The sequence below is a fragment of the Micromonospora sp. NPDC047644 genome, assembly GCF_040704315.1.
Taxonomy (GTDB): Bacteria; Actinomycetota; Actinomycetes; order Mycobacteriales; family Micromonosporaceae; genus Micromonospora.
Map to the genome: position 1 here is coordinate 22,081 of NZ_JBEYSY010000009.1, position 12,171 is coordinate 34,251.

A 12,171-nucleotide genomic window follows, 5' to 3' on the forward strand; every position below is an offset into this window, starting at 1 on the left:
TCGAAGGTGTTGGATCCTTCATGTACCCTTCGAGAGGAGTGCCACCGATGTCAGCACCTCCGAGGCGGATACTCGCCACCACCCTGATCCTGGCACTGACCACGTCGACCCTGCTGGCCTGCGGCGACGACGCATCCGACAGCAACAGCAAGAAGATCACCGTCTGGAGCCTGGAGGACGTGGCCGACCGGGTCACCGCCACCAAGTCGATCATCGCCGACTTCACCGCCAAGACCGGGATCCAGGTCGATCTCGTGACCGTCAACGAGGACCAGTTCCCCTCCTTGATCGCCGCAAACGCCGCCGCCGGCGACCTGCCCGACGTGGTCGGGTCGGTCTCCCTCGCCGGCATCCGCACGCTCGCCGGCAACGAGCTGCTGCACGCCTCGGCGAACGCGGAGGTCGTCGACAAGCTGGGCAGGCAGACGTTCTCCCCCCGAGCGCTGGAGCTCACCTCCGACGACGGCACGCAGCTCTCCGTGCCCAGCGACGGGTGGGGGCAGCTGCTCGTCTACCGCAAGGACCTGTTCGCCGCGGCCGGCCTGCCCGCCCCCGACACGTACGAACGGATCACCACCGCCGCGGCACGACTGAACACCGGCGGCGTCGCCGGCATCACCGCGGCGACCGCCCCCAGCGACGTGTTCACGCAACAGACCTTCGAGCACCTGGCGTTGGCCAACGGCTGCCAGCTCACCGACGACTCGGGAAAGGTGACACTGGATTCGCCCCAGTGCGTCGAGGCGTTCCGCTTCTACGGTGACCTGATCCGCACCAGCTCGGTGAAGGGCGCGCAGGACGTGGACACCACCCGGGCCACCTACTTCGCGGGCAAGGCGGCCATGGTGATCTGGTCACCGTTCATCCTCGACGAGCTGGCCGGGCTGCGCAACGACGCCAAGCCGACCTGCCCGCAGTGCCAGGCGGACCCGGCGTTCCTCGCGAAGAACAGCGGGTTCGTCACCGCGATCAAGGGCCCGAACGGCACCGAACCGGCCCAGTACGGCGAGATCAGCTCATGGGCCGTCCTCGACGGCGCGGTGACCGACCCGGCGAAGTCCTTCGTGGAGTACATGCTCGGTGACGGCTACCCGCGCTGGTTCGGCATGTCGCCGGAGGGCCGCTTCCCGGTGCGCAAGGGCACCCCCGCCGAGCCGGAGGCGTACCTGACCGCCTGGAACACCAGCCAGGCGGGCGTGGACGCGAAGAAGCCCCTCAGCGACGTGTACGGCGACGAGGTGCTGGCCACGTTGCGCCGCAGCCCGGACACCTTCGGGCGTTGGGGCCTCAGCCAGGGGCAGGGCAAACTCGTCGGCGCCATGCTCGGCGAGCTGCCGGTGCCCAAGGTGCTGGGCGACCTCGTCTCCGGGAAGTCCGACGCGGCGCGCACCGCCGAGCGCGCCACGAAGGACGTGGACGCCATCAAGGCGGGCGTCAATTGACCACCACCGCGCCCGGCCCCGGCCGCTCCCCCACCAGGGAGCAGCCGGCGTCACCCGGGCGCCGACCGCTGACCCTGCGCCGCCGTGAATCCCGGGCCGGGCTCGCGCTGGTCGCACCGACCCTGCTCGTCACCGTCGCGGTCATCGGCATTCCGATCGTGTGGACAGTGGTGCTCGCCTTCCAGCGGGTCCGGCTGGCCACACTGCGCAAGACCGGCCTGTTCGGCGAGTTCACCATGGACAACATCGACCGGGTGCTGCACACCCCCGGCTTCGCCGAGACGCTGTGGGTCACCCTGATCTACAGCATCGGCGGCACCGTCGGGTCGATCCTGCTCGGCCTGGTGGCCGCGCTGGTCGTCCGGCGGCCGTTCCGGGGTCGCACCCTGGTCCGGGCGTCCATGCTGCTGCCGTATGTGGCACCGGTGGTCGCCGTCACGTTCGTCTGGCAGGTGATGCTCGACCCACAGCTCGGCATCGTCAACGCGTGGGGTCAACGCCTGCTCGGCTGGGACGCCCCGGTGCCGTTCCTCACCCAGGAGTCGACCGCGCTGGCCACCGTGATCGTCTTCGAGGCGTGGCGGTACTTCCCGTTCGCGTTCCTGTTCCTGCTGGCCCGCCTTCAGGCGGTGCCCGGCGAATTGGAGGAGGCCGCCCGGGTCGACGGGGCCACCCCCACCCAGCGGTTCCGGCACATCCTGCTCCCCCAACTGCTGCCGGTGATCGCCCTGCTGGGGGTGCTGCGCTTCATCATGACGTTCAACAAGTTCGACGACGTCTACCTGCTCACCGGCGGTGCGGCCGGCACCGAGGTGGTCAGCGTCCGGGTGTACGAGTTCCTCACCGCCCGTACCGACATCGGAGCCGCGGCCGCGCAGGCGGTCGTGCTGGCCGTTGTGCTCATCGTGTTCGTGCTGATCTATCTGCGCTTCTTCGGACGGAGGGTGGGCTGATGGACCGGGACGTGGTCGAGACGGTGAGCCTGCGTTGGCTGCGCCGCCTGGTGATAGCCGTGTTCCTGGTGATCACGGCCTTCCCCTTCTACTACATGCTGGTGCTCTCGGTGCGCCCCATCGAGCGCCTGCTGCTCGACCCCGGGGCGCTGGTGGTCGGCCTCGGTGAGCTGACCGTGGCCACGTACGCCGAGGTCCTCAAGGCCACCGACGACGGCGGCCAGGGTTTCCTCACCTTCATCCGCAACAGCGGTCTGGTCGCCGTCGCGGCGACCGTGCTCACCCTCCTGGTGGCGATCCCCGGCGCCTACGCGGTGGCCCGGCTGCGGTTCTTCGGTCGGCGACAGGTGGACTTCCTGTTCCTGGCGGTCTACCTGTTTCCGTCGATCGTCATCGCGATCCCGTTGTTCGTGGTCTTCACCCGGGCCGGGCTGCGCGGCTCGCTGTTCGGTCTGGTGCTGGTCTACATCTCGCAGACGTTGCCGGTGTCGGTCTACATGCTGAAGAACTACTTCGAGACCATCCCGGTCAGCCTGGAGGAGTCCGCCGCCATCGACGGCGCCGGCCGGCTCGGCATCATCCGCCGTGTCAGCCTGCCCCTGGCGATGCCGTCGATCATGGCGGTCGCGCTCTACGACTTCATGATCGCCTGGAACGAGTTCCTCTTCGCCCTGCTGTTCCTGGTCGACAAACCCGACAGGTGGACGGTGTCACTGGGGTTGTCCCTGCTCGCCGACGGGGTGGAGGTCCCCAAGACGGTGCTGATGGCCGGGTCGGTGGTCCTCACCCTGCCCATCGTGATCCTCTTCTTTGCCAGCGAACGACTACTCACCGAAGGACTGACCAGCGGCGCGGAGAAGGGGTGAGGGACACCCTCGGGCGCTGAGCGGTGTCGCCGCCGCTCAGCGCCTGCTCGGCGTGCTCAGAGGGCGCTGCTGTAGTCGACGTCGGGGTGCAGCACTTCGATGCGGTCGCGGGTGCTGAGCAGCTTCCACAGCAGGTCGGCGAGGTCGACCGGGTCGACAGTGGGGATCTCGACGCCCTGGGGCATGTCGACACCCAGCTCGCCAGCGGTCATCGCCCGGTGTCCGGCGCTGCCCAGGATCATGGCGTTGACCATCAAGGTGCCGACGTAGACACCCTTGCCGGCAACCTCGCCGTGCAGGCTGTGCAGGTAGTTGCGCGCCGCGGCCATCGCCGGCCCGACGCCACTCATGAAGGGTGCCGGGTTGACCGCCGACGCGCCCTGCGTGATGAGGATGCCGCCGTCGCCGCGTTCGACCATTGTGGGCAGGACCTGACGCACGATCTCCAGCGGAGTGAGCAGGTACAGGTTCACGAACCCCTGTGCGACCTCCGGCGTCAGCTCCGCCGCCGGGACGAACGGCGCGGTGGTGATCGGCGCGTACTCGACGACGTCGATGCTGCCGTACCGCGCCGTGATCGCCTCGATGAGCGCGGGCACCTCGGCGGTCCGCGTCAGGTCGGCAGGGAACGCGGCCGCCTCGACGCCGTCGGTTCCCAACTCGGCGACGAGGTGGTCGAGGCTGCTTACGTTGCGGCCGACAAGGGCCACCCGGTAGCCCTCGCGGCCGAACCGTCGAGCTACCGAGAGGCCGAGGCCGGTTCCCGCGCCGAAAATCGCGACGGTCTTGGACATGAGTGGACTCCCCAGGTCGAGTGATAAATTGAGGCATACCTCAAGTTGACCCGAACGACGCTAGCAGTAACTTGAGAGTGCCATCAACTTATGGAGGTTGTGACGATGGGAACGGGTGGAACTGCTCGACCGGCCCTGAGGCGCGATGCGCGGGAGAACCTCGCGAAGCTCACGAACGCCGCGGTCGACGTGTTCCGGACACAGGGTCTCGGTGCGCCGCTGGAGGAAGTCGCGCGCACGGCCGGTGTCAGCACGGGCACCCTTTACAACCGGTTCGGCACCCGGGAGGCGCTCATAGACGCCGTCGTCCCGATCATCGCGGCCGAACAGATGGCGATCATCGCTGCCGAAGCCCAGGCCATTCCCGACCCGTGGAGCCGTTTCCGCTTCTACCTGACGAGCCTGCTCGAACTCCAGGCCACCCTGCCCGCCCTCGACGACATCATGGCGCGCCGGTACCCGGGCTCGGAGCAGTTGGCGCGCCTGTGCGACGACGCCGTCGTGCACGCGTCGTCGTTTCTCAAAGCGGCCCAGGAGGACGGTTCGCTACGCGAGGACTTCGGCCCCGCCGACCTCACCGCGATCTTCCTGGCGAACTCCGGCATCCTGCGGAGCGACCCGAAGGCCGGCGCCGACGCCTGGCGTAGGCACACCGGCTTCGTCCTCCACGGCCTTCGGGTGGACCCACGCCGCCGGCCCTGACTCCCGCACCGCTCCCCCAGCGGCCCGGTTACGGTGGCCACATGGCCAACCCGACCCGCTGGGCGACCGACACCGGCCCCGAGCACTCACAGTGGTACATCGACAGGTTCCGCAAACTCGCGGCCGAGGGCACGGACCTGGCCGGCGAGGCCCGCCTGGTCGACACTCTGGTGGCGCCCGGCTCCCGGATCCTCGACGCCGGCAGCGGCACCGGCCGCGTCGGTGCCGCACTGGCTGAGCGGGGGCACACGGTCGTCGGGGTGGACGCCGACCCGGCGCTCGTGGAAGCCGCCCGCGCCGACTACCCCGGCCCGACCTGGCTGGTCGCCGACCTCGCCGAGCTGGACCTGCCCGCCCTGGGTGAGGCGGAGCCGTTCGACGCGGCGGTGCTGGCCGGCAACGTGCTCGCCTTCGTCGCCGTCGGCACCGAACCGGAGGTGCTGCGCCGCGTCGCCGACCACCTGCGACCGGACGGGGTACTGACCGTGGGCTTCGGCACCGAACGGGGCTACCCGCTGACCGCGTTCGACGCCGACGCGGTGGCCGCCGGGCTGCTCGTGGAGCACCGTTTCGCGACCTGGGACCTGCGCCCGTGGCGCGACGACGCCGAGTTCGCGGTCACCATCCTGCGCCGCCCGGCCAGCGGCCTCTCCCGGTGATCAGTCGGGGGCGGCGACGGCGCGGGCCGCGGACGGGTCGAGGGTGGCGCCGGCGGGCACCAGGCTGACCAGACCGGCCGGCAACCGCAGCGGACGGACACCGCCGTAGCCGAGCATCGGCAGCACCTCCCGGTCGGCAAGCACGTAGCGGCGACCCAGGTCGGTGACCACGGAGACCGCGCCGCCGGTCGCGCCGGGCGCCGCGGCCGCCTCGACCACCGCGCCACGACCCGGCTCCACCACCACGTGGTCGGCCAGCACCGCGCCGCCGGTCGGCGCGGTCCGTGGAGAAGCCGTCAGGTCCCGCAGCGGTACGCCCCATCGCACCTCACCCACCCCGCCGTCGTCACCGATGCGCGTGCAGAGCGCCCCGCCGTCGCCCGCCACCAGCCGGGGCGGGATCGGCGGTGGGGCGGTCGGGCCGCTCGGGGCGAGGTCGGCCACCGTGGGCAGCGCGGCAAACCGACCCAACGTCATCGGCACCGGCTCGACCTGCCCGGTGCGGGCCAGCAACAGCCCCGCCTGCAACTCGGTGATGCCGGCCAGGCCGGCGTCGAGCGCCACCGCGTACTGCCGACCGCCGCCGGAATTGCTCACCAGGTAGACAGTGCCGACCGCGGCACCCGGCACCCGGGTGGCGGGCCGACCCAGCGCGGGCAGATCGAGCGGAGCGAGGTCGGTGCCGGCGGGCAGCGAGTTGAGCAGTGCCGGCGCCACCGGAACCGCCTGGGCCCGGGTGGTGGCGAGCGCCGCCAGCACCCGGCTCGGATCACGGACGAGGTAGCGCCGCTGGTGCCAGACGAGGTGCAGCCCGCCGTCGGGGTGGCGCAGCAGCAGCGCCTCGTCGCCGAGCGGCCGGCCGCCGTCGGGCTCGGTGCCGATCAGCAGCGCGGAGCGGGGCGTCTCGGCGGCCGGGACCGTCGAGCAGACCGTCCACGCCGTGGTGGACAGCCGGCCGGGGGCGGGCAGTGAGTCGGGGGCGTCGGCGATGCCCAGCGGCAGCCCACGCGGCACTCCGTCGATCGTGCGTCGGGACACCAGGACGGTCTTCGAGCGGTCCGCACCGACGATGAGCAGCGCCGAGGCGTAGTTGAGCACCGGGTGCAGCTTCTGCTCGCGGTAGACGAACCGGGCGCCGGACTCCTTCTCCACGATCACCGCGCCTGGGTCGCGCCAGCCCTTGCCGCCACCGGCGAACAGGCCGTAGAGAGCGAAGCCACCGAGCCCGATCGCCGCTACCAGGACGCTGGCCAGGCCCGCGCCAGCCAGCCGCCGAAACGGCGACTGCGCGGGATCGGTCTCCCGCATGACCAGGGCGGCGACCGCCCGCTGGACGCTGAACTGGTAGGAGTGCAGCTGGTCCTGCCGCGACGGCATGAGTCTCCTCCGGTGGATCGGCCGGGCACAGGATATGCGCTGCGTCGATGTCCTGTGGACCCTGCGTGGCCGCCCGTCGCGGGGCAACCGGTACCATCCGTGGACGAATCCGGCGGCGAGAGGGCACCCGTGGGCGCGCGTTTCGAAGAGCTGGCCTGGCGGGAGACGCCTATCGGCGCGATCAGCCTGCGCCGACGCCGGGACCCGGCACTCCAGGTCGAGGTGTACGAGGTCAAGCTCGACGACGAGTACCTGATGTCCAGCCTCTTCCCGGTCGCGGAGATCGAGCTGGCCCGGCTCGGTCTCGCCGAGGTGGCCGGTGATTCGCTCGACGTGGTGGTGGGCGGCCTCGGGCTGGGCTACACCGCCTGCGCGGCGCTGGGCGATCCCCGGGTGCGCTCACTGTTCGTGGTGGAGGCGATCGAGGACGTGATCGACTGGCACCAACGGGGGCTGCTGCCGTTCGCGGCGGGGCTCGCCGAGGACCCCCGGACCCGTTTCGTGCAGGCCGACTTCTTCGCTGCGGTGGCCGGTGACACCGGCTTCGACGCCGAGGTGCCCGGCCGGCGGTTCGACGCGGTCCTGCTCGACGTCGACCACTCCCCCTGCAACGTTCTGCACCCGAGCCACGCGGCGTTCTACCCGCCGGCCGGGCTGCGTCGCCTGGCCGCTCTGCTCCGCCCCGAGGGAGTCTTCGCGCTCTGGTCGGACGACCCGCCGGACGCCGAGTTCACCGCCGCGCTCACCGAGGTGTTCACGAGCGTACGCGCGCATGTCGTGCCGTTCGCCAACCCGCTGACCGGCGGGGAGTCGGCGAACACCGTCTACGTGGCGCGTACCGGCCCCTGATCGACTTCGGGTGTGCCACCCGCGCATGGTGTCGACCGGACGGGGAATGAGAAACGGGGGCCGGCCGCACCAGGCACGGCCGGTCACTGGAGGTCGACATGCGTGCACTGCTCTGGGTCGTCGGCGTGGTCGCCGGCGTACTGATCCTGCTCGGCCTGATCCTCGAGGCGGTCCGCTGGCTGATCATCATCGGTCTGATCGCGCTGGTGATCGTGATCGTCTGGGGCGTCGTCAAGGGGCGGCAGGCGGTGCAGCACCAAGGCCGACGACGCTGAGGGTCAGAACCAGTCCGGGCGCATGTCGAGCGTGGTCCGGTCCCGGCTGTCCAGCAGGTCGAACTGCGGGCCGGTCCGGGGCAGCTCGACGGTGAAGAAGTAGCGGGCGGCGTGGCGCTTGCCGGCGTGGAACGCGTCGCCGGCACCTTCCGGCGGGAGCGCCAGCACCTGCTCCAGCCACATCCACGCGATCACCACATGCCCGACGGCCTCCAGGTAGGCGCTGGCGTTGGCCAGCGCGAGCACCGGGTCACCGTCAGCCCACAGTCGACGGGTGACAGCGGTGACCCGGTCCACCGCGGCAGCCAGCCGGTCGGCCAGGTCGGACGCCTCTCCCCCGACCTTGCGGGCCCGCTCGACGGTGTCCCCGATCGTCGTGGTCAGCAGGGCGAGACCCGCGCCGCTCTGCATGGTCACCTTGCGCCCCAGCAGGTCCAGCGCCTGGATGCCGTGGGTGCCCTCGTGGATCGGGTTGAGCCGGTTGTCCCGGTAGTGCTGCTCCACGTCGTGGTCGCGGGTGTAGCCGGCGCCCCCGAGCACCTGGATCGCCAGGTCGTTGGCCGCCAGGCACCACTGCGACGGCCAACTCTTGGTGATCGGGGTGAGCACGTCCAGCAGCAGGTGCGCGCGCTCGCGGTCGGCCTCGGCCGGTGCGGTCCTCTGCTCGTCGAGCAACCGGGCGCAGTAGAGCACCAGCGCCAGCGCCCCCTCCACGTAGCTCTTCTGGGCCAGCAGCATCCGTCGTACGTCGGGGTGGTCGATGATCGGCACCTGCGCGGCGGCCGGGTCCTTCGCGCCGACCGGCCGGCCCTGCGGCCTCTCCTTCGCGTACGCCAGGCTCTTGAGATAGCCGGTGTAACCCAGCGCGGTGGCGCCCGCCCCGACCCCGATCCGGGCCTCGTTCATCATGTGGAACATCTGCGCCAGACCCTGGTGCGGCGCGCCGACCAGGTGACCCACCGCTCCGGCGCGGCCGGCCGGGATGTGCGCGCCGTCGCCGAAGCTGAGCAGGGTGTTGGTGGTGCCCCGGAACCCCATCTTGTGGTTGAGCCCGGCCAGCGCCACGTCGTTGCGCTCACCGAGCGTCCCGTCCGGGCCCACCAGCACCTTCGGCACGATGAACAGCGAGATGCCCTTGACCCCGGGCGGTGCGCCCGGGATGCGCGCCAGCACCAGGTGGACGATGTTCTCGGCCAGCTCGTGGTCACCACCGGAGATCCACATCTTGGTGCCGAACAGCCGGTACGTGCCGTCCGCCTGCGGCTCGGCGCGGGTGGTGATGTCGGCCAGCGAGCTGCCGGCGTGCGGCTCGGACAGGCACATGGTGCCGAAGAACCGGCCGTCGAGCATCGGCCGGACGTAGGTGTCCACCTGCTCCGGGCTGCCGTGGGCCAGCAGCAGGTTGGCGTTGCCCAGGGTGAGGAACGGGTACGCCGAGGTGGCCACGTTCGCCGCCTGGAACCAGGTGAAGCACGCCGCGGCGACGGCGTGCGGCAGTTGCAGGCCACCGACGGTGGCGTCCAGCCCGGCGGTGAGCAGGCCCGTCTCGGCGAAGCTGTCCAACGCGGCACGGATCTGCGGGATCAGCCGCACCCGCTGCCCGTCGAAGGTGGGCTCGGCCAGGTCGGCGGCGCGGTTGTGCGGGGCGAACTGCTCGGTTGCCACCCGTTCGGCGAGGTCCAGAGCGTCGTCGAAGGTCTCCCGGGAGTGCTCGGCGTAGCGGGGGCGCTCGACGAGCTCGGACACCCGCAGCCACTCGTGCAGCAGGAAGTCGAGGTCGCGGCGGGAGAGCAGGGTGGATGGCACGGCACTCCTCAGCGGGCACGGGGGCTGGTCGAGCCGAGGCGACGGCCCACGGTCGCCCCGGCCCATCCTGGTCGATCGGCAGGGCCCGCACCACCGGGCGGGGTGGGGTTCGACGAGCGGAACGTGTCACACCGTACGGCTAGTGTCGTTGCCCGTGACCGCACCCGGAGACGTCCCGCCCGAGGTCCTCGCCCGGCTGCGGTCGATCTGCTGCGACCTGCCGGAGACCTACGAGGAGCCGGCCTGGGTGGGCACCCGCTGGCGGATTCGCCAGCGGACCATCGCCCACGTGCTCACCGTCGACCCCGATCGCCAGCCGGTGCACGCGCGGGCCGCCGCACTCGACCAGCCCGCCTGCCTGCTGACCTTCCGGTCGCCACTCGACGAGATAGCCGGGCTCCTCGCCATCGGGCACCCCTTCTACAAACCGGACTGGAGCCCGACCGTGATGGGCATGATCCTCGACGACGACACCGACTGGGCGGAGGTCAGTGAGTTGCTCACCGAGAGCTACTGCGTCATGGCCCCGAAGCGGCTCGCCGCCCGGGTCGGGCCCCCGGCACCGCAGGCGCGCTGAGCAGGGCGGCGCCGTCACCGGCGGGTTTCGGCCGGCACGCTCCGGGGACACCGCGGGATGGTGTCGCTGCCCACCGAGGAGGATCACCGATTGACGCCGGTGTTCCAGGAGGACCGGGTGTGCACGGGCGTGACCACGGTCCGGGAGCGGGTGTTCCTGAGCTACCCGTCGGCGGATCGGCCCGGCGTGCAGGTGGTGGAGGCGCTGCCGGACGGCCGTCGTGTCCCGTACCCCGATGTCGCCTGGAACCGTGCCGACCAGCCGCCGCACGGGGCGTTCGTGCACGTCAACGGGTTGCGCGCCGGCCCGGACGGCCGGTTGTGGATCGTCGACTCGGGTTCGCCCCGGATCGGCGGCGCGCAGGTGCCGGGTGGCGCTCGGCTGATCGCTGTCGACCCGGACGACGACCGCGTGGAGCGGATCTACCACCTCGACGAGGCGGTGCACCCGGGCAGCTACGTCGACGACGTCCGCTTCAACGGCCGGGTGGCGTATCTCAGCGACGCCGGGGCGGCCGGCCTCATCGTGCTCGACCTCGACTCCGGTCGGTCGAGACGGGTGCTGGACGGGCATCCGAGCACGGCGGGCGGCCCGGTGGTCGCCGACGGTCGCGTGCTGCGTGACCCGAACGGCGCCGAGGTACGCCTGCACGCGGACCAGTTGGAGGTGTCGCCGGATGGTCGCTGGCTCTACTACCAGCCGGCCTCCGGTGGAATGTCCCGGATCGACACCCGGTGGTTGGACGACCCGTCGGTGTCCCCCGACGAGCTGGCCCGGACTGTCGAGCGGTGGTGTGACACACCCAGCACCGGTGGCACTGCCATCGACGCCACCGGCACCATCTACCTCAGCGACCTGGAACGGCGGCGCGTCCTCGTCCTCGCGCCCGACCGCAGCGTACGAACGCTCGTCGCCGATCCCCGTCTGTCCTGGGTCGACGCCATGTGGCTCGACGCCGATGCCCGGCTCTGGATGCCGGCGGCCCAGCTGCACCTGACCGCCGGGCTCAACGGCGGGGTCTCGGCCGTCGACTACCCGGCCCAGATCTACCGGATGCCCGTCGAGACCGGGCCGCCCGCCCGGGACCACGCCTGAGCGCTGATCGGGCCACGGCATGCGCCTGGGCTGACGTGTCGGCGCTGTCGGAGGGTGCCGCTAGGGTCCCGGGCCATGGCTGATTTCGTGTTGGTGGCGGGGGCGTGGCTGGGGTCGTGGGCGTGGGACGAGGTGGTGCCGCCCCTGCGGGCGGCCGGGCACGGCACCCACCCGCTGACCCTCTCCGGCCTCGCTGACAAGCGGGGTGTGCCGGCCGGGCAGCAGACCCACGTGCAGGACATCGTCGACGAGATCGAGCGCGGCGACCTGCGCGATGTGGTGCTGGTCGGGCACAGCTACTCGGGCATTCCGGTGGGTCAGGCGGCCGAGCGGATCGGCGAGCGGTTGAGCCGGGTGGTCTTCGTGGACTCCGAGGTGCCGGTCGACGGTGGGTCGTTCGCCTCCGGCTGGTGGCAGGGCCAGGCGGCGTTCGAGGCGCAGCTCGCCGACAATGACGGCGACTGGGCGCCGCCCGGCGCGGCCGACTTCGATGGTCAGGGTCTCACCGACGAGCAGGTCGCGCGGCTGGTCGAGGGTTCCACGCCGCATCCGGGCGCGACGCTGACCGAACCGGCCGTGGTGGGCAGGCCGCTGGGTGAGCTGCCGGCGACGTACGTCAAGTGCCTGCTCGACGGGCCCGAGCCCAAAGACACGGTGGCCGGGCTTCTGACCAGTGACCGGTGGCGGCTGGTCACCATGGACACCGGCCACTGGCCGATGTTCTCCCAGCCCACCGAGCTGGCCCGGATCCTGCTGGCGCAGGCCGCCTGACGAGT

13 protein-coding genes are annotated in these 12,171 nt (G+C 71.3%); 10 read left to right on the forward strand and 3 right to left on the reverse strand.

What is annotated here, in order from left to right; translation table 11 throughout:
* Positions 1–47: 47 nt before the first annotated feature.
* From AB0877_RS16135 to AB0877_RS16145, 3 genes are read left to right on the forward strand one after another with little or no spacing between them, the layout of a single operon-like run.
* On the forward strand, positions 48–1,442 hold the full coding sequence (locus AB0877_RS16135; RefSeq protein ID WP_366609451.1) for an extracellular solute-binding protein: 1,395 nt from the start codon (positions 48–50) through the stop codon (positions 1,440–1,442).
* Positions 1,439–2,395 (forward strand): sugar ABC transporter permease, encoded by a 957-nt coding sequence (locus tag AB0877_RS16140; protein ID WP_366609452.1) that lies wholly within the window; start codon positions 1,439–1,441, stop codon positions 2,393–2,395. The genes AB0877_RS16135 and AB0877_RS16140 overlap by 4 nt, the downstream gene beginning before the upstream one ends.
* The gene (locus AB0877_RS16145) at positions 2,395–3,261 is read left to right on the forward strand and encodes a carbohydrate ABC transporter permease (RefSeq protein ID WP_366609453.1); all 867 of its coding nucleotides are present in this window, start codon (positions 2,395–2,397) and stop codon (positions 3,259–3,261) included. The genes AB0877_RS16140 and AB0877_RS16145 overlap by 1 nt, the downstream gene beginning before the upstream one ends.
* A 56-nt stretch (positions 3,262–3,317) precedes the next feature.
* On the opposite strand, the gene AB0877_RS16150 is transcribed toward AB0877_RS16145, so the two are convergent.
* Positions 3,318–4,055 carry an SDR family NAD(P)-dependent oxidoreductase gene (locus AB0877_RS16150; protein WP_366609454.1) on the reverse strand — a complete coding sequence of 246 codons (738 nt, stop codon included), beginning with the start codon at positions 4,053–4,055 and terminating at the stop codon, positions 3,318–3,320.
* Positions 4,056–4,145: 90 nt separating this feature from the next.
* On the opposite strand from AB0877_RS16150, the gene AB0877_RS16155 reads away from it, so the two are divergent.
* The gene (locus tag AB0877_RS16155) at positions 4,146–4,757 is read left to right on the forward strand and encodes a helix-turn-helix domain-containing protein (RefSeq protein ID WP_366609456.1); all 612 of its coding nucleotides are present in this window, start codon (positions 4,146–4,148) and stop codon (positions 4,755–4,757) included.
* 41 nt (positions 4,758–4,798) lie between these two features.
* Positions 4,799–5,416, forward strand: a complete 618-nt coding sequence (locus AB0877_RS16160; RefSeq protein ID WP_366609458.1) for a class I SAM-dependent methyltransferase — start codon at positions 4,799–4,801, stop codon at positions 5,414–5,416.
* Here AB0877_RS16160 and eccB read toward each other — a convergent pair whose 3' ends face one another.
* Positions 5,417–6,793, reverse strand: a complete 1,377-nt coding sequence (gene eccB / locus AB0877_RS16165) for a type VII secretion protein EccB (protein ID WP_366609460.1) — start codon at positions 6,791–6,793, stop codon at positions 5,417–5,419.
* 129 nt (positions 6,794–6,922) lie between these two features.
* Here eccB and AB0877_RS16170 point away from each other — a divergent pair, with 129 nt between their 5' ends.
* Complete coding sequence (locus tag AB0877_RS16170; RefSeq protein WP_366609461.1) at positions 6,923–7,642, forward strand: spermidine synthase; 720 nt, start codon at positions 6,923–6,925, stop codon at positions 7,640–7,642.
* Between the two features lie 98 nt (positions 7,643–7,740).
* On the forward strand, positions 7,741–7,917 hold the full coding sequence (locus AB0877_RS16175) for a hypothetical protein (RefSeq protein WP_355010015.1): 177 nt from the start codon (positions 7,741–7,743) through the stop codon (positions 7,915–7,917).
* A gap of 3 nt (positions 7,918–7,920) precedes the next feature.
* Here the strand turns inward: AB0877_RS16175 and AB0877_RS16180 are convergent, their stop codons facing one another.
* Complete coding sequence (locus tag AB0877_RS16180) at positions 7,921–9,723, reverse strand: acyl-CoA dehydrogenase (protein ID WP_366609462.1); 1,803 nt, start codon at positions 9,721–9,723, stop codon at positions 7,921–7,923.
* 154 nt (positions 9,724–9,877) lie between these two features.
* Between AB0877_RS16180 and AB0877_RS16185 the strand changes: the two genes are divergently transcribed.
* The 3 genes from AB0877_RS16185 to AB0877_RS16195 all read left to right on the forward strand — a co-directional run bounded on the left by AB0877_RS16185 (position 9,878) and on the right by AB0877_RS16195 (position 12,166).
* Positions 9,878–10,300, forward strand: a complete 423-nt coding sequence (locus AB0877_RS16185; RefSeq protein ID WP_366609463.1) for an MmcQ/YjbR family DNA-binding protein — start codon at positions 9,878–9,880, stop codon at positions 10,298–10,300.
* Positions 10,301–10,399: 99 nt separating this feature from the next.
* Positions 10,400–11,395 carry an L-dopachrome tautomerase-related protein gene (locus AB0877_RS16190; protein WP_366609848.1) on the forward strand — a complete coding sequence of 332 codons (996 nt, stop codon included), beginning with the start codon at positions 10,400–10,402 and terminating at the stop codon, positions 11,393–11,395.
* Positions 11,396–11,470: 75 nt separating this feature from the next.
* A complete protein-coding gene (locus tag AB0877_RS16195; protein ID WP_366609465.1) occupies positions 11,471–12,166 on the forward strand; it encodes an alpha/beta hydrolase in 696 nt (231 codons plus the stop codon).
* Positions 12,167–12,171 lie beyond the last annotated feature (5 nt).